Source organism: Chryseobacterium sp. HNCC26DJ238 (genome assembly GCF_057180465.1).
Genome location: NZ_JBXUGI010000007.1, coordinates 189936 through 208551, shown reverse-complemented (window position 1 = coordinate 208551; position 18616 = coordinate 189936). Strand labels below are relative to the sequence as shown.

Sequence of the window (18616 nt, the reverse complement as noted above, 5' to 3'; positions counted from 1 at the left end):
TGTGAAACTGGGAGACAGACAGATCGACCAGCTGATCGAAAAGCAGGACATTAAGATCTACCCGAACCCAGTGTCGGATTATGCGTATGTAGAAATTGGTTTTGACTCTTCGACAGGCTCAGGGCAGGGCTTTAAGGAAGCAGACATCACCATTTATGATATAGGCGGAAGACAGCTGCAGAGTTTAAAGACCAAGAATAAAGTCACCAAGATCAATACGCAGAATCTGATCCAGGGAGCGTACCTGGTGACGGTGAAAACCGACAACAATAAAACGGCGAATGCTAAATTGATTAAAAAATAAAAACAGATGAGAAAATATATTTACCTTACTGCACTACTTACCTGTAATTTTTACATGAGCCAGCAGACAGCTGAGACGTATCAGAAAATTGTACCGCAGGCACCGGAAGCCAGTTCTTTATTAAAGAATTTTGAAAATCCCGTCTCCCTAAATTCAGGAAATCCCGATATTTCGGTTCCTGTTTACACCATAAAAAATGCAGATATTGTATACGATATCAGGTTATCCTATAATTACAGCGGAATTTCCGTGAATGAAAAATCACCCTGGGTAGGCCTTGGCTGGTCATTGTCCACCCCGTCACTCGTACGAACCGTAAGGCAGCTTCCGGATGATTCTCCGGGAGGTTTTTTTTACGAGACACAGTATACCGTACCGATGGCTGCCGAAACTTTATATAAAATAGAACAGGGAGCGCTTCCTGCAAGTGCCGCCTATGATATCGACGGCAGGTACAGAAGCGGTGCATTGGATCTGGAATCTGATGATTATAAAGTTTTTTTACCCGACGGACAGACCCTCTCCTTTATGGTTAATCAGGAAAGAAGTGCTGAAAACCCCGTAGGACAGTTTGTACAGTTTCCTGATTCGGATTATAAAATTCATTATACTTCCGGAAAATGGACTATTACCAGTCCGTCAGGGTTTCAATATATCTATAAAACAGGCAATACATTACATTTTTCACATACCTATACCCACGGAGGAACGTCAATCGGAACCGAGCCGACAGGCCAGCAGGGAATATATGCGCAAACATGGATTTTGGAAAAAATCATCAGCCCTCAAAATAATGAACTGAATTTTGAATATGAACAAGGAATATTCTATGACAGCTGCGAACTGGCCGGACAATCAAAAACGGTTGATTCTCAAGATCCCAATGATCCCAGAGGAACGGTATATACGAGCTTTGCAAGAACAAAAGGCTATAACTATCAGATCAAAAGAATTTATGGAACTTTCGGAGAGGTGAAATTTAACAAATCCATCCGTCTTGATGATGTAACAGGTAAAAAACTTGAGTCTGTTGAAATAAAAGACAACTTTGGAAGAACAGTCAACACGGTCAGTTTTCAATATGATTATATGACTTCCTTTCCGCCTTCAAATCCGGTTTACTCATGTAATCATATGGAAGATGCCAATAATATCACTAAAAGGCTGATGCTTAAAAAAGTGTGGTTTGGAGACAGCAGCCTGCATCAGTCTTATCAGTTTAATTATAACAGCCAGCTGCTTCCTCACCGTTTTTCCTACGCCAGAGACTGGTGGGGATATTACAATGGGAAAACATCCAATGCAGGATTAACGCCTAGTATCGATGTCGTTTTTGAAGAGGAAAACAACAGGAATGTCAATCCTGATTTTGTAGCTGCAGGACAGCTGAAAGAAATTATTCTGCCCACCGGCGGTAAAACAAAGTTTTACCCCGAAAATAACAGAGGGATCTTTTTTGAACAGGATATAAAAAGAACCTATAAGATACACGATATTATTCCTTACAAAGTAGCCAATACCTATTTTTCAACCTCGGAAAATCCGGTGCAGCAAACCAATAAAACCTTTAATATTCCTTTGAATATTGATTTTAATAAACTCACCAGTCAGAACAGTATCAGATTTGAGCTTGATACCCATACGACAAAATGCATTTACCCTGATCTAACCTTACCTACCAACGGAAGCTGTTCTATTTATTATAAAATTTTAAATAACAATAATGTAGAGCTTGTATCTCAGAAGTTACTGACCAATGAGACTAAAGTTATTGAACTTCCGTACAGTCAGCTGACCGCTTCAAATACGATTCAGCTCAAAGTATATTCCGGAAATCCCAATACTCCCAATAGTCAGTTTTTTGACTATAATGCTGATGAAGCAACATTCAGCGTCAACTGGAAAGAGACTGATCCGCTCCTGGCAAGAAAGACAGATTATGGAATAGAAGTTCCTTTTGGAGGAGTAAGGATAAAAAGGATTGAAAACTATAGTGAAAATAATGATCTTGTCCTTGTAAGAGAATATGATTATAAAAATGAGAACGGTGTAGAATCCGGAATCAGTAATTTTGAGCTTGATTTCCTTCAGCAGATTCCCGGGAAAAACTTTGTCAATTCTCAGAGCAGGTTTCCTTTACAGACCGGCAGTGGAAAAATAATTTCCTATACCGCCGCAAAGGAAGATAAAGTCAATCCATCCGCCAATGAGAAGATCACCATCAAATCGATATTTGAAAACAAAACCATACCGGGTGATTACTTAGGATCATGTTTTTATAACAGCCTCGAGGGTAATTATATGGGAGCTTCCTCTACACTTCCATGTTTCGATTATCCTAAAAACGGAAAGATAAGATTCAATAATTTAGGAGACAGGCAGGAAGAATTTTATGAATATTATGTTACCGATGAAAATGCCATCAAGCCAAAAGCAGTATACGGGATTGATTATGATATGGTTTTCAAGCCTAAAAATATAACAGACTTTGTATCGTACGGAACAGGGTATCCGTTTGGAAGCTTTTATTATAAATTCCAGAATTTTGACGAGAACGGGGATTTTATAAAAACAACAACAGAACATTTGGGAAATCAGCATATTGTATCCATTACAAAAACCTTCAGCACGTCAGCCGATCATCATCAAGTTACAAGACAGAAAACCACGAACAGCGACGGCGTGACCAGTGAAACTTCTTACGCTTATGCTCAGGACAAAGGGAATCAGCTGATGATCAATAAAAATATGACCGGTATTCCTCTGGAGACAATCACTACTCAAACTGTTGGAGGTACAACTAAAACACTGGCGAAGACAGAAACTCTTTATCCCGTTTCCCAGTCACAGGCAGATACAAAAACTTCAGGACTTGTACTTCCATACGAAGTAAAATCAACTGATTTTCTTGGAACCAATTCTACCGAACTCACCTACGACCAGTACGACAGCAAAGGCAATCTCCTGCAGTACACCACCAAAGACGGCATCACGACCTCTATCATCTGGGGATATAATACAACCCAGCCCATTGCGAAGATCACAGGAGCCACCTACGCTCAGGTGAGCAGCCCGGCTTCAGCTATTATCGCAGCTTCCGATGCAGATGCCTTAAACCCATCAAATGAACCGGCGCTTATCAATGCCCTGGATGCATTCAGGAAAAACCCTGACCTGGCAGCTTACCAGATCACGACCTATACATACGATCCTATGATCGGGGTAACAGGGATCACGCCTCCTTCGGGAATCAGGGAAGTCTATCTCTATGATTCTGCCAACAGGCTCAAAGAAATAAGGGAGAATAATGCAACAGGCAAGATCCTGAAAGAATTCAAATACAATTACAAACACTAAAACACATCTCATGAAAAAAATAATCATCCCGATCAGTGCCCTGTTTGTAGTGGGCCTGTCCCATGCACAAAGCACGAATCTGAGCACGAATGAAAACTATGTATATACGAAAACCTATTTAGATTATACAGGAACAACTCCTTCCAAAACCTCTGAAACCGTTCAATATATCGACGGTCTTGGAAGACCCAAGCAAGTTGTGAATATCAAAGCCTCTCCTACCCAGAAAGATGTTGTGACCCACATCGAATACGACGGATTCGGAAGACAGGTGAAAGATTACCTTCCCGTACCGCAGTCGAACACATTAAACGGAGCCATCGTTCCCAATCCCCTTGCCAATGCCACGCAGCCTGAGATCTACGGAGCTGAGAAAATCTATGCGGAGAAGATCCTGGAGAACTCCCCCTTAGACCGCATTCAGCAGCAGATCCAGGTGGGAAATGATTGGACTGGTAAGCCTGTCAAATTTGATTATGATGCAAATAAAAATGAAGATTATGTAAGAAAGTATAAGACCACCACGACTTGGGTGGAAGGTCGAACTCATACTGCGGTTGAGCTGTTTGAGGATTTTCTACCCAATCAGTTATATAAAAATACAGTGACCGATGAAGATGGAAACAAAACCATAGAATTCAAAAATGGTCAGGGACAGACTTTACTGATCAGAAAAGTACTGAGTGCCACTGAGAACGCAGATACGTATTATGTGTATAATGAATATAACCAGTTAGCATATGTAATTCCTCCATTGGCTTCAGCACCTTCTGTCGTACCCGCAACTGTTGAAAATCTTTATTATCAGTATCGCTATGACGGTAGAAACCGTCTGGTAGAAAAGAAGATTCCCGGAAAAGGATGGGAATATATGGTCTATGATAAGGCAGACCGGCTGATTATGACTCAGGATGCCAATTTACAGTTACAGCAACAATGGCTTATCACGAAATATGACCGATTTGGAAGAGTATCATATACGGGAATCATTCAGGGAGGAAGCAGGGAAAATATGCAGAGTCAGGCAGGAAATATTGTAATTACTGAAGCAAGAAATGATACCGGTTTTACCAGGAACGGAATGCAGATTTATTACAGCAACGGATATTTCCTTGATATACATACCGTCTTGTCAGTTAATTATTATGATACTTACCCTGCAGGCAGTCCGGCAGCACCTAATCAGGTATTGGGACAAAATGTTCTGACACAAGATGCTCAAAACTCTACTATCAGCACTAAAAGTTTACCCGTTGCTTCTTACGTGAAAAACATTGAAGATGATAACTGGACAAAAAACTACACTTGGTACGACATTAAAGGAAGACCTGTAGGAAGCCACTCCATCAATCACCTGGGAGGCTATACCAAAACGGAATCAGAGCTTGATTTCTCGGGAACCCCGAAACAGGTGATCACCCGTCACAAGAGGTTGAATACCGATACGGAAAGAGTCATTACCGAGAACTTTACCTATGACCATCAGAACAGGTTGTTGGTGCATACCCATCAGGTGGACAATAACCCTGTAGAATATCTGGCTCAGAATGAATACAATCCCCTTTCACAGTTAAAAACAAAGAAAGTTGGCGGGGTAAGTTCATCCACTCCTCTTCAGACGGTGGATTATCAGTACAACATTCGTGGTTGGATGACGAAGATCAATGATCCTGCGAATTTGGGAAGTGATCTGTTTGGCTATAAAATCAAATACAACCAGGTCGAAGGAGAAGAGAATCCCAACACTGATTTTATGGATCTTAAAGTCAAACCCAGATTTAACGGAAACATCGCTGAAGTGGACTGGAAAACCAACACGGCAGCAGGTGACAACCTCAGAAGGTATGGATATGTTTACGACAGCCTCAACAGACTCCTGGCAGGTTTTTACCAGAAAGATGTCAATCCTTCAGCTAAAGAATATTTTGAAAAAACATCATATGATCTCAATGGGAATATTACCAACCTGAAAAGATCAGAAGGGGTATTACAGGGAAGCGCGACGGCTATGAGGATTGATGACCTTAATTACAGTTACACCGGAAACAGATTAAACAGCGTTACGGATATTTCAGGTCAGTATTCAGGATATCCCGAAGCTTCGGGAAATCTCATTTCGTATGATCTCAATGGAAACATGAAAGATCAGAAAGATAAGGGGATTTTAAAAATAAATTACAACATCCTGAATCTTCCGGATTATTATAAATTTGACATAGAATACATCGTCAGAAACAAAGATGGAGAAAATGAAATTCGGAATGTAAGGTTAGATTACCTGTACCGTGCAGACGGCACAAAGCTGAGAAAGAAATACACTTATTTTTTTAATAAGGGTAAAGCAGAGCGATACAACAATACAGACTATCTCGACGGTTTCCAGTATTCCGGAAGCCAGGGAATGATGACCTTGGATTTTCTTCCCACGTCAGAAGGATATTATGATTTCAAAAATAATAGTTATATTTACAGCTATACTGATCACTTAGGCAATGTAAGGCTGAGTTATCAGAAAGATGAATCAGGAAATGCAAATCCTGTTGATGAAAATAATTATTATCCTTTTGGATTGAAGCATGAAGGATATAATTATCTAAGTGGAAGCCCAGCCTATCAATACAAGTATAATAATAAAGAATTACAGACTGAGACGGGCATTTATGATTATGGAGCGAGATTTTATATGCCGGATATTGGCAGATGGGGAGTGGTGGATCCGTTGGCGGAGAAAATGACAAGACATAGTCCATATAATTATGCGTTTAATAATCCATTAAGCTTTATAGACCCTGATGGTAGAGAAGCAAAAGGCTGGGTTCCACAATTAATTAATGGACAACAAACATATACTTATGATCCTAATGTTAATACAACTCAAGAAGCTCTGAATTCTGATAAATATAAGAATACAATCAATGGTGATGTTATGCAGGAAATGCCAATATATTATTCAGATTCTTCAATAGGTACAGTTACTCCATATTATCAATTAAATGCAGATGGTTCAGTATCTGACCTTAGAGCAGGAATAACTTCTTTTGGAAATACAACTACAGAAGGAGGAAGTTTATTAAAAGGAGCTGATAACTCAGGTTCATTTTGGAATTTCAGTGCAAATTTTGCATTTGGTGGTGGTACTGGCTTTTCTTTAGGTCAGGTTACTGATAGTAATAATGAAACAGACTGGTTCTTTTCTCTTAATGGGAATTTAGGATTAAGTGCAGGAGTAGGTTTTGAAACAGGCCTTGTTCTTCCAACAGATCCTGGACATAAGTTTGTCAATAGTGATTTTGCAGGTGACGGACGTGGTTATTCTGGAGGTGAAGGAATTACATCAGGAACATATAGTGGAACTTTTAATCGTACAAAATCATCAACTGCCATGGATCAATTTAATCCTGCAAGTTTTGGAAAGAATTCTGCTGATTTTAAAAGTGGATATACTACTGTAAGTGCAGGTGTAGGTACGGGAGTGAAGGGAGGTTTACCTGTAATGTGGACAGCATCTAAAACTTGGGTACGTGGAAAATAATTTTAATATAGAAGTTGATAAATCCAGTAAAAAAACTATTATAATATTTATACTAGTCTTTGGATGTATTTTATTATTTACTATTATTTATTTGATTATAAACTCAAACGCTGATAGAAAGCAAAAATTATTAAACATAGACAGGCATACCAGAGTTGTTGAAATCTATTCCAATAAAGATCAACATAATCTTGGTTATGTTAGGTTTTCTAATGGAATTAATGAGTTTCTAGAATACCCCTATAAAGTAGGAGATTCGATATCAAAGAAAAGAGGAGATTCGATTGAATATATTTTCAGAAAAGATAGTATAATAAAGAATAATTATTTCGAAGAATCCCGAAAAAATGGTCTTTTAAAGTAAAAAACGGCTGCTTTTAAGCAGCCGTTTTTATTTGGTTAAACTCACATCATATCCTACAATTTTAATAGAATCATTATTTTTTTCCAGAGTAAATTTTTCTTGTGTGTTTTGTGTATTTCTCTCTATTCTATATGATAATACATATTGAGATTTTGGATTTGTACCAACAGAAACAAAAGTTTCCCATATTGTTAATTGAATATTTGAGATTTTATCGCCACATTCTGCATTAATATCATCAATCATTTGATTTAACTGTTCTTTGTTATTTATCTTGCCGTACTTTTTATCAAAAAACTTTTCTCCAAATAATTTAAATGCTTTCTGTCTGCTGTTTCCTTTTATAAGCTGATAGTAATTTTCAGTAATTTTTTGAGCATCTTGTTTGTCTTCTTCTCTATTATGATATATTTTATCAAAATTACAGCCTATAAAAAGAAAAGAGATTAATATTAAAATATACTTTTTCATAAAGTCGCAATATTTTTAAGTTTGGTAGCTTTAATAAAAGCATCGATAGTAGCACATATGTGAGCTTTGGTGTCGCTATCATGTTGTATTGCTTTTAGTTTTTTCAGCCTATCGTTGTCGATCTGCTCATACTGTCGTCTTTTACGAGATAATCAAGTGTAACGCCTAAATTATCAGCAATTTTTGTAGTCACATCAATCGACGGAACATTTTCCTTACGTTCGTATTTCCCAATAATATCACCGGAAGTTCCAATGGTCTTTCCAAGATCACTTTTTTTTATTTTTTTTTCTGTTTACGAGCAAAAGCCAATATGTCTGCGAAAGACATAAATAGGTCGTTTTTGTGAGTTATAAACTTACAATAAACAAATATAAACAACTAATAGTTTAGATAAAAATAAAATAATGCTTGACTCAATACCGCAAGATTATATTTTTAGCTAGATGGTAGGTTATCAATATAGCATTCACTGGATGATTAAGATCAATGACTTCGCTGCGCAAAGTTTATAACTTTGAGCAAATAAAGAAAAACCCATCGCAATTGCGATAAGTTTTTTTTCTGTAGAGCAGCTATATTTTTATTAAAGAAGTATCTGGCTCAGAATGAATACAATCCCCTTTCGCAGTTAGAAACAAAGAAAGTTGGCGGGATAAGTTCATCTACTCCTCTTCAGACCGTGGATTATCAGTATAATATCAGGGGTTGGATGACCAAGATCAATGATCCTGTAAATCTTGGAACAGATTTTTTTGGCTACAAAATGAAGTACACAGATCCTGAATACAACGCTGTCGGATCTGGAAGATATAATGGGAATATTGCAGAAATTGACTGGAATATGTCTACCGTCAACAGCCGGAAAAGATATACCTATGCATATGACGGTTTAAACAGATTATCAGATGCGGTCTATACAGAACCGGATCAGACAGATCCAAATACCTTTTATTATAACGAGAATCTGACCTATGATAAAAATGGCAATATAAAAACGCTCAAAAGATTTGCCTATCCGGAAGTGGGCAGTACAATAGCATTAAAGGTAGATGACCTGGACTATCAATATGAGGGTAACCGTCTCACTCAGGTTATCGAGACATCTTTAAATATCGGATATGAAGGGGGTAACGGGATAATGGATTATGACAATAATGGAAATATGACCGCTATGCCTGACAAAGGTCTTTTTAATATGCGTTACAACCATTTGAACCTTCCTTCAAAAATGTCAATTTTTCAGCCCTACAATCCTGCTTTTGGAAGCTATAACTTGGATTATTTGTACAGGGCAGACGGTGTAAAGCTCAGAAAAAAGTTTACCTCAATTCCGGAGCGTTCAGGAAATGTCACTACCAAAATCACTGATTATCTTGATGGGTTTCATTATAACCAGACTCAGGTTACAACTCCATGCATGTTTTGTCCGGCTGAATTTGCTTACGAAGAGCGTGCCTACCGGAAGGTGGCTCCACAGCCTATAGGATTGGAATCTGCTTTCGTACTTGATTTTGTGGGTACTTCAGAAGGATTTTTCAGTTTTAAAGAAAATCGTTACATTTACCAATACAGAGACCATCTTGGAAATGCAAGGGTCAGTTATGCTAAAAAAACAGACGACACTGTAGAAATTACAGATACGAATGATTATTACGCTTTCGGACTTAATCACATAGGGGGTGTTAATAAAGGTTATCTGGGAAGCTATTACAATTATAAGTACAACGGAAAAGAAATTCAGGAGACAGGAATGTATGATTATGGAGCGAGATTTTATATGCCGGATATCGGAAGATGGGGGGTAGTGGATCCGTTAGCCGAGCAAATGCGCCGCTATAGTCCGTATAACTATGCTTTTAATAATCCGATAAGGTTTATTGATCCTGATGGAAGGCAAGGTAACGATGTCGTTATTACTGGACGATTTAAGGAAGAAGCATTGAATCAAATGCAATCATCAGTAAATGGACAGTTAATATTATCTATGGACAAGAAAGGTAAAGTTACTGCAACTGCTAAAGAGGGAGCCATTTTATCTGATGCTGCAAGTAAGTTATTGGATGCAACTACTAACAAATCTATTATTGCGGAAATTGAAACTGATTCTGACATGCGTATTGATGAAGATAATAGTAAATATGTAGGTGGAGCATCAAGAGGATCTAACACAGATCCCTCTACAGGAATAACTACTGCAACAAACGTAGTCAATCCAGAAATGTTAGGAAATCTTGACCAAGCTTATTATGGATCTAAAACGGGCTATGGAATTCTACATGAAACACTAGAGGCAATTGTCATGGCAGAATGTTTTCCAAATGCTCCTGCAGCAACGTCAGAGGAAAATAATAGTAAAGGTTATGATTATTCTCATAAGGAAGCTAATAGGTTAGATCCACGGAATATTGATCCAAACCCAAATTGGACTTCAATAAAATCTCCAAATTATAGTGTCGGTTCTAGTAAGTACATTGAATATACTGATTCTTATAGAATTCAAAATGTAAATACTAAAACCGTTAAGGAAATCGGAAATTATAAAACTATAAAACGTAAGTAATAAATGAAAAGCTACAGCTATATAACATTATTTTGCCTATTCTTTACCATAATCTGTTGTAAGTCAAAAGGACAAACTCATTCGGAAGAAATTATTGGAAAAGTTACTAATATTGATTCTACTCAATCATGGTACATAATTAATTTCAAATATAAGAATAATAAAAAAGGTGTATTTATTTCTCAGAAAATTAAATGCAAATACCATAAAAACAGTAAATTAATCATGCTCAATCATAGTTATAATTTTAAATTATCTCGGATGATTCAAAATAATTATAACGAAAAGAAATTAGTTTTTGAAGTTGAAGATAAAGAAACATGGAATAGTTCTTCTGGTATAGATTATTTTGAATATTCAAATAATACTTGTGGTCTTTATACGTGGAAATAAATTAATCTTTCGCTTTGCAAGATTTTATAATAAGGTAGATAATAAGTAGCCTTGTATTCTTAATGGGTGATTTACATGGGAGCCACTTAAGGTAAAGCTACTAAAGTTATTAATAAACAATAGGTTAATCCTTCTGTAATTGGAAACGCTGAAACCTTTACAAATATTCCATAGGGTACTGGTATGGAACATGAAGTTGCTGAAAAGCATTAATAGGTAGAAATGCATTAAATAGTAAGAGTGATGTTCCAACAGACAGAATGGAAAGTCCAAGTCCAATTTACAGAGATTGTTGCTCGACAGTTAAAAATGCTATGCCTCAAGATAAAATGACACTTATGTCAAGAACAACATCCGAGATCAAAGGCATGGAAGTACAATGGAATTATGAACTTTTTACTCCTAACGGAACAAAAGGAACAAGTTCTTACCGTGAATTAATTCATTTTAAAATTCCAACTAAAGATATAAGACTAAAAAGATCACGTAATTAAAAAAATATTTCAAATACAACTCTTATTGACATTACTATTTAATATAAGTTGTAGCTCTCAAAAAACATTAAATGTCGGTCAAAAATCAGAAATGATCAATGTCAAATTGAATAAAATTTATGAAAATGAAAAAAATTATATTTTTCTCACAAAAGAAAATGATATTATAGAGTCTTCAAAATTAGGATATACAATTTAAAATGTAAAAAGGTTGTTGTTGGAAAAAAATATAAATTTGAAGTTATCCCAGTGAGTGGTATGATTCAAGGAAGTAATCATTTTGATCGAAGCTATGATGTCAATGATACATTGAGATTAAACTATAGAGAATATTACTTTGCTAAAACAATAAAAAAATATTGCTTTAAAAAATAATCCTAGCCCCCTCGTCCCCGCACGATTATATCGTATAATAGATGAGAAGTAATCTTGTATTTTATGAGATTACTTAAATTATAAGTACAACGGAAAGGAGCTACAAGAGACGGGAATGTATAATTACGGCGCAAGATTTTATATGCCGGATATTGGAAGATGGGGTGTAGTGGATCTGGCGGAAACTTCCAGACGTTGGTCAACTTACACAATCCAATTAGATTTATTGATGCGGATGGCATGGAAAGTTTAGACGCAATTCGACCAACTTTCCAAGATAATACTACGAAAGATGCATATTTAGATACGGTTTCAAAAGCTACGGGAAATACATATACTGCTACAGTAAATCCAACTAGTGGTAATATTGAATTTACGCAAACTAGTACAGCTCCTGTAACTTCAGAACAACAAGCCTTTATTGATGTTTATTCTGAAGCAATTAACAGCACTGCAGTAATACAAACGGAAATAGTTAGTAATGCTCTTGATACTACTGTTGGTAATATTGTGGATGATAAGATTGATATAAAAGACATTGCTGAGTTTGACAAAGCAGTTGCTGGAGGAGCATCCAGCGCAGGAGCTTTAGCTCATGAAACCAAAGAGCAGCAACTAAAAGCAGAAGCTGGAGGTGTAAAAGGTATTTATTCCGCTGGCTGAAAAAAATGACCCGTCATAGTCCTTATAACTATTCGTTTGATAATCCTGTAAGGTTCATCGACCCAGACGGAAGACAAGCAGATGATTGGCGAAACAAAAATGGACAGTTAATTTATGACCCCAAAGCTAACGATGGAAAAGGAGCGTATACAAAGTTTGCTACTGATAAAGACAAAGCATATGGAAATGGTTTGAAAAATTCAGGCAATACAGGTGCCACACAATTTGATCAATTAGTAACTTCAAAGTTACCGACTACTGTAGAATATAGTAAAGAAAACCACCCTTTTTCTATGGGAGAAACGCTTCCAATTGAGAAAGATGGCAAACTTGTAGGTTTTGAGATTACAATATATGAGGGCTCTAGTGAAGATGCCTTTAAAAATCCAGACAAAGTTTTAACTTCTGACGAAGCAGATAATGTGAAGAAGGGAAATTTAACTGCTTTTGATATATCGACTTCAACTTTTGGTCATGAGATTGCCCATGCAAATGAAAAAAACCAACAACTACATAAGAAACAAGAAGAAACTAATATTGTTAACCCTAAAAATAACAGCGAAACAATTCCAACAGCTATAGGAAAACAGATTCTTAAAGAATTGAAAGATAATAATATTAAAAATAAATAATTATGAATAAGTACTTTATTGTTGCCTTACTCTTTTTAGTTACTTGTTGTAAATCTCAAAATAGTACCACGTTTTCTCAATTAGAAAACAATATTAGAGAAATACTTTTTCAAAAAGGTTATATATCACAAAATGCGTATTCTCAAAAAAAAGGTTTTACTATTTATGGAACTTATCAAAGAAAAGTTGACGAAAAAAAGTTACGAAATGGTATATATGATCTTTATTTAGGAAATCATAGTCCTCAATTCAACTTTATTTACGAGAGAAATAAGATTATTTTTTTAGATATTTATTCTTTCAAGAATTTTTTAGAATCAATGAGAACACAAATGATTTATTTATTTGAACAAAGATATTGTAGAGAAATTATTGTTGATTATGTAAAGAGATTGATTAGAACACATTACAGTTTTAATAGAAATTCAAAAGATCTGTTTAATAAAAATTGTGAGTTTCCAGAAAAAAGAATACCAAGTACATTTTATTTAAATGAAATTAAGAGTAAAATTATTACCGAAATTGCGCAGAAAGAGGATTTAAAAAAAAGAAATTTACAACTTGAAAAAATTGAAAACATTGCAGTTGGTGAGTTAAGTATATATTTTGGTATTAATGAGAAAGAAAAATTGGAAGAAGGAATTTATAGTTATGTTAATATAAATTCTAGTGTTTCTAATAATAGTTATTTCATCCTAAATGGAAATGATATTAAGTTTTTGAAAATGGATTCAGATGAATCATTCATAAAATCAATTCAAGAAATAATTTTATTTGGAGAAGATAAAAATATATGTTCTGAAAAAACTATTTGGTATATCGAACAATTATTTTCAAATTATATGGAAGACTCTTGTCTTTCTAAAGTTACTAAAGATTTGCCGTAAAACAATTTTTAAATTTAATTATAACGGAGATGCAGGAACAGGAAATGCTAATTATCCGCTGCTCAAAGTTTGCAATTTTGAGAAAGTAAATAACCCTATCGCTATTGCAATTGGGTTATTATTGTAAAAAGCAAATAATTTGTTCTACAAAATTATTAAACACCTCGCTGCGCAAAGTTATAAACTTTGCGCAAATAAAGAAAAACCCATCGCAATTGCGATGGGTTTTTGTATTATAAAGCAACTACATTTTTATTAAAAAAGTCTTTAAATTTTTGGCGGTAAGCATTTTATATGCCATTTTAAAAATCATCGATTTATCGTCTTCATCAAGTTGATTTATGAGATGTAATTTTTTAAAGTCGGGTTTATCTTCGATGGTAACATCTTCGGGAATGATGTTTTCGTAATTTAAAATTTGGTCATTATAAGATTAAGTAATTTAGAAAGCTTTAAAAGTTCATCTACAGATAAATTTCTGTGATTCCGCACCCCCGCTGCGCAAAGTTTGTAACTTTGAGCAGATAACTAAAAAGATCTTTCCAAGTACAAAAAAACCGAAGCTTTAACACCCTCCGGAAAGCGGAAACCGGTCGTTTTATCCAAATAAGAATACGGGATGAGCACTCGGAATATATATATCCTTTTTATCATAAACAGTTTCGTATCCTATTACATGAAGTATAGATTTTATGCGTGACATTTTGGAGAATAGTAAAGAAAGAGAAGACTGATATTATTATTGATTTTGTATTATTTCATATTATCCATGCTCAACAAATATTTATTTTTTATCGTTAATTTTTCATTACTTTTGTGCCGTTAAAAACATTAATAACCAACCTTTTATATGATTAAAAATCTACTTTTCCTAAGTTTTTTAATTTGCGGGAATTTTACATGGGCTCAAAATTCATTTCCACAAAATATTGTTATCGATGATTCTTACAATGCTCCTACTGTAAATATTGCAACTCACGTTGACCTCGACAATGATTCGAAAGTCGATATTCTGGCTGTGGATTACAGAAAGATTTTCTGGTTGAAAAATGTTCCTGCCCAACAAAACAGCTTTTCACCGATACAGATTATTTACACCCATACATCTGATGTTCTGGAAATAAAAAGTGCCGACTTAAATTATGATGGTTTTAAGGATATCGTTTTCAGAACATCCCTTGGAATTTTTATGATGACAGGAAGTGGCAATTTAGGGACATTTTCAGCACCCATTCAATTAAATTCAGGGGCCTACACACAATTTCAGATTTTGGATATTGACGCTGACGGTTTTCTGGATATCTATTTCCAAACCTCATCAGTAGCGGGATGGAAAAAGAACAGCGGAAATGGAACTTTCCCCACAACGATCACCATTTTCACGAGCGGCGTCGGCGCACCATCTATTGCTATTTTTAAAGATATGAATGGTGATAACAAGCCGGACCTTGTTACCAAATCCGGTTATTTCATCAGATGGTATAAAAATGACGGAACCGGAGTTTTTACACTGAAAGAAACTGTAGAAAGCAATGCGATCGGAGAAAAAATTGAAGTTGGAGATGTAGATAATGATGGAGATAAGGACATCATTTTTTATTACGAAAATGGAAATACTGTACAATTTCAATGGTACAAAAATACTGATGCACTGGGAGATTTTTCACCAAAGATTATCATTTCCAATGCACCGGCAAGTCCAAGCGGATTTGCATATAATGTAGACAGACATGGTATAAAAATGCTGGATATTGATCTGGATGGTAAAGAAGATATCATATATCGTGTTTTCTGGCTGAATAATGTAGTATGGAGAAAAAATTTAGGAAACGGAACATTTGGAACCGATAACAGCATCACTAACAATGCAAAAGGATGTCTGGATTTCAACATCGCAGATTTTGACAATGACGGAAAACCGGATGTATTCTCTCTTTCTATCGTAGACTCCAAAATTGCATGGTATCAAAATTTGGGAGCAGGAAATTTCGGCTCGCAAAAAATTCTTACTTACGGAGTTAATAATCTTAATGCTATCTCTAGTGGAGATATTGACGGAGATGGTGATATTGATATTTTATCTACATCAAACTCAGACAACAAAATGAGCTGGTACAAAAATACCGACGGACATGGTACATTCAGCGATCAACAGATCGTCATAAACAACAGCACAATTTATCCGATGTATGCAAAGTTATTTGATGCGGACAACGATGGAGATAACGATTTTGTAGTAAAGTATCAGTATGAGCTCAATTATGTAACGTATTACAGAATTTCATTATTTATAAATGACGGCTCAGGAAATTTCACTGAGCAAGTTCTGGCAAATGCCCTGCCTACAGATGTTTCTGGATTGGCGGTTGCAGATATTGATAATGATGGAGATACAGATCTGGTTGCTGCATACCAGCAGAATTCATTAATGAAATTTATAAATAATGGTTCAGGAAATTTTTCTGCACCTGTAAGTTTTTTCTCAATTGCAACTAAGTCGCCATTGTCATTGAAAACTCTGGATATGGATAATGATGGAGATTCTGATGTTTTGGCTACCTATAACAATAAAGAAATAGAATGGTACGAAAATACTGATGGATTGGGAAATTTTTCTGTAAAACATATCGTTGCAGACCAAATGCATTATTCTACAGATGTGAACATCGCAGATTTAGATGGAGACGGTGACACTGACGTTTTATTTGTAAATTATTTTCATAATGAAGCAGGCTGGTTTCAGAATAACGGGAATGGAACATACACGAAAAAATCAGTTCCGGGAACTGTAAATCACTCACGATCCATTATTGCATACGACATGGATGGTGACGGGCTTAAAGATATTGTCACCAATACTTTTCCGCAGCCAAAATTAAGATGGTATAAAAATCTCGGTTCGGGAAATTTCGGAACTGCACAGTTGATCACCAACAACATTGGCCGGGTAAAAGATTTTAACATCGCTGATTACAACGGCGACGGAAAACCGGATTTTGCAGCAGGATCCGATAAAGGCGAAGACGGCATCGAAACGAATATGATTGCCTGGTTTGAAACAGGAGCTTCCTATCAAAATAAGATTTCCGGAAAAGTACGTTTCGATGAAGATAATAACGGATGCAGCCCAACTGATATAGAAGCTTCAATGGTGATGGTGAAAACACAGAATGCGCAGCAGTCTTATGCTACTTTTACTGATGATCTGGGAGCCTATTCTTTAGTGGCAAATCAAAGTCAGTTTACAACATCTGTTTCCTCTCCTCTACCTGATTATACCGTTTCACCACAAAATCAAGTGCAGAATTTTACAGCTTTGGGGATAACGCAGAATGCAGATTTCTGTCTGCTTCCAAATTCAGTTTTCAAAAATCTGGAAGTTTCTGTTTATCCTTTGGCTGTTGCCAGACCCGGTTTTGCAACTCCATATAAAATTGTGATTTCCAATAAAGGATCTCAAAAAGTAAGCGGACAAATTGTTTTCAATTTTAACCATTCAAAGATGAATTTTGTTTCGTCTACCACGACTCCGGATTCTCAATCTACAGGCAATCTGTATTTCAACTATACAGATCTTTCACCTTTTCATTCGAAAACAATTGAAGTGAAATTCCTGATGCATACCCTACCTGTAACCAATATTGGTGATGTACTAGTGTTTACGGCAACCGCACAGGTTCCGCAGGATACCACTCCGGCCGATAACATTTCTGTTCTGAAGCAAAATGCAGTTGGCGCTTATGATCCAAATGACATACAGGTTTTGGAAGGTCCGCAGATTTTGTTATCACAGAAAGATGATTTTTTACATTACGTAATCAGATTTCAAAATACAGGAAATTATCATGCACAGAGAGTAAGGGTAAAAAATATTCTGGACGATCAGCTGGATTGGTCTACCCTTACGTTAGAGTCTTACAGCCATCCCAACAGAGCAGTGATCACAAACAGCAACAATGTAGAATTTATTTTTGATGCTATTTATCTTCCCGGAACTGATGACGAGCCAAATTCTCACGGATATATAGCCTACAAGATCAAACCCAAATCAAATGTTGTTACAGGGGATATTTTTAGCAACAGTGCAGAAATATTCTTCGATTATAATCCCGCAATAGTAACCAACACGGTAAATACTGAAATTGTCAATCAGATTCTCTCAACTGCGTCTGCTTCTATTACAGAGTTGAAAATCTATCCAAATCCAACTACAGGTTTGGTATATATAAAATCACCTGAGAAAATTAAGAAAATTACGGTTCATAATTCAATTGGACAGCTGATCTTACAAAATGAAAATCAGTCGGAAATAGACTTTTCCCATTTACCGGAAGGTATGTATATAGTCAATGTTGAAAGCGGAAACAAAGTGTATACTTCGAAAGTCATCAGAAAATAAAAAGCGAAAAATCTGTCTCGGATATGAGACAGATTTTTTTAGATAGTGTTTCACTAACTGTATAAGTTAAAAAGTTATTCTGAAAAATTTTTGAGCCCTCCTCGCTGCGTAAAGTCTGTGACTTTGAGCTGATAAATAAAAACCTCGCATTTTGCAAGGTTTTTTTGTGTTTTATAGTGTGG

At 35.8% G+C, this 18616-nt stretch carries 13 protein-coding genes; 11 read left to right on the top strand and 2 right to left on the bottom strand.

The genetic code is table 11. From position 1 onward, the window contains the following. The 4 genes from AC2A07_RS08935 to AC2A07_RS08920 all read left to right on the top strand — a co-directional run. Positions 1-304: T9SS type A sorting domain-containing protein (locus AC2A07_RS08935; protein ID WP_484050106.1), on the top strand; the 304-nt coding region annotated here is incomplete at its 5' end. A 6-nt stretch (positions 305-310) separates the two neighbouring features. Next, positions 311-3661 (top strand): hypothetical protein, encoded by a 3351-nt coding sequence (locus AC2A07_RS08930; RefSeq protein WP_484050105.1) that lies wholly within the window; start codon positions 311-313, stop codon positions 3659-3661. Between the two features lie 10 nt (positions 3662-3671). Further along, positions 3672-7193: a DUF6443 domain-containing protein gene (locus AC2A07_RS08925; protein ID WP_484050104.1), complete on the top strand. Its 3522-nt coding sequence runs from the start codon at positions 3672-3674 to the stop codon at positions 7191-7193. After that, complete coding sequence (locus tag AC2A07_RS08920; RefSeq protein ID WP_484050103.1) at positions 7183-7557, top strand: hypothetical protein; 375 nt, start codon at positions 7183-7185, stop codon at positions 7555-7557. The genes AC2A07_RS08925 and AC2A07_RS08920 overlap by 11 nt, the downstream gene beginning before the upstream one ends. Before the next feature lie 27 nt (positions 7558-7584). On the opposite strand, the gene AC2A07_RS08915 is transcribed toward AC2A07_RS08920, so the two are convergent. Beyond that, positions 7585-8028: a hypothetical protein gene (locus AC2A07_RS08915; RefSeq protein WP_484050102.1), complete on the bottom strand. Its 444-nt coding sequence runs from the start codon at positions 8026-8028 to the stop codon at positions 7585-7587. Positions 8029-8131: 103 nt separating this feature from the next. Beyond that, on the bottom strand, positions 8132-8263 hold the full coding sequence (locus AC2A07_RS08910; protein ID WP_484050110.1) for a helix-turn-helix domain-containing protein: 132 nt from the start codon (positions 8261-8263) through the stop codon (positions 8132-8134). A 477-nt stretch (positions 8264-8740) separates the two neighbouring features. Here AC2A07_RS08910 and AC2A07_RS08905 point away from each other — a divergent pair, with 477 nt between their 5' ends. The 7 genes from AC2A07_RS08905 to AC2A07_RS08875 all read left to right on the top strand — a co-directional run bounded on the left by AC2A07_RS08905 (position 8741) and on the right by AC2A07_RS08875 (position 18434). After that, complete coding sequence (locus tag AC2A07_RS08905) at positions 8741-10591, top strand: RHS repeat-associated core domain-containing protein (protein WP_484050101.1); 1851 nt, start codon at positions 8741-8743, stop codon at positions 10589-10591. A gap of 731 nt (positions 10592-11322) precedes the next feature. Further along, entirely contained in the window at positions 11323-11478 is a 156-nt protein-coding gene (locus AC2A07_RS08900) for a hypothetical protein (RefSeq protein WP_484050100.1), read from the top strand. 490 nt (positions 11479-11968) lie between these two features. Beyond that, entirely contained in the window at positions 11969-12106 is a 138-nt protein-coding gene (locus AC2A07_RS08895; RefSeq protein WP_484050099.1) for a hypothetical protein, read from the top strand. Next, the gene (locus AC2A07_RS08890; RefSeq protein WP_484050098.1) at positions 12094-12516 is read left to right on the top strand and encodes a hypothetical protein; all 423 of its coding nucleotides are present in this window, start codon (positions 12094-12096) and stop codon (positions 12514-12516) included. Before AC2A07_RS08895 ends, AC2A07_RS08890 begins: the two co-directional genes overlap by 13 nt. Before the next feature lie 5 nt (positions 12517-12521). Beyond that, positions 12522-13148 carry a hypothetical protein gene (locus tag AC2A07_RS08885; protein ID WP_484050097.1) on the top strand — a complete coding sequence of 209 codons (627 nt, stop codon included), beginning with the start codon at positions 12522-12524 and terminating at the stop codon, positions 13146-13148. A 2-nt stretch (positions 13149-13150) separates the two neighbouring features. Then, entirely contained in the window at positions 13151-14035 is an 885-nt protein-coding gene (locus AC2A07_RS08880) for a hypothetical protein (RefSeq protein WP_484050096.1), read from the top strand. A gap of 850 nt (positions 14036-14885) precedes the next feature. Then, positions 14886-18434 carry a T9SS type A sorting domain-containing protein gene (locus tag AC2A07_RS08875; protein WP_484050095.1) on the top strand — a complete coding sequence of 1183 codons (3549 nt, stop codon included), beginning with the start codon at positions 14886-14888 and terminating at the stop codon, positions 18432-18434. Positions 18435-18616: the final 182 nt, after the last annotated feature.

What these genes read in the sequence shown, in the direction of transcription:
- AC2A07_RS08930 (WP_484050105.1), top strand. Translation starts at nt 311, where the DNA reads ATGAGAAAATATATTTACCTTACTGCACTACTTACCTGTAATTTTTAC.
- AC2A07_RS08925 (WP_484050104.1), top strand. Translation starts at nt 3,672, where the DNA reads ATGAAAAAAATAATCATCCCGATCAGTGCCCTGTTTGTAGTGGGCCTG.
- AC2A07_RS08915 (WP_484050102.1), bottom strand. Translation starts at nt 8,028, where the DNA reads ATGAAAAAGTATATTTTAATATTAATCTCTTTTCTTTTTATAGGCTGT.
- AC2A07_RS08905 (WP_484050101.1), top strand. Translation starts at nt 8,741, where the DNA reads ATGACCAAGATCAATGATCCTGTAAATCTTGGAACAGATTTTTTTGGC.
- AC2A07_RS08900 (WP_484050100.1), top strand. Translation starts at nt 11,323, where the DNA reads ATGTCAAGAACAACATCCGAGATCAAAGGCATGGAAGTACAATGGAAT.
- AC2A07_RS08895 (WP_484050099.1), top strand. Translation starts at nt 11,969, where the DNA reads ATGTATAATTACGGCGCAAGATTTTATATGCCGGATATTGGAAGATGG.
- AC2A07_RS08890 (WP_484050098.1), top strand. Translation starts at nt 12,094, where the DNA reads ATGGAAAGTTTAGACGCAATTCGACCAACTTTCCAAGATAATACTACG.
- AC2A07_RS08885 (WP_484050097.1), top strand. Translation starts at nt 12,522, where the DNA reads ATGACCCGTCATAGTCCTTATAACTATTCGTTTGATAATCCTGTAAGG.
- AC2A07_RS08880 (WP_484050096.1), top strand. Translation starts at nt 13,151, where the DNA reads ATGAATAAGTACTTTATTGTTGCCTTACTCTTTTTAGTTACTTGTTGT.
- AC2A07_RS08875 (WP_484050095.1), top strand. Translation starts at nt 14,886, where the DNA reads ATGATTAAAAATCTACTTTTCCTAAGTTTTTTAATTTGCGGGAATTTT.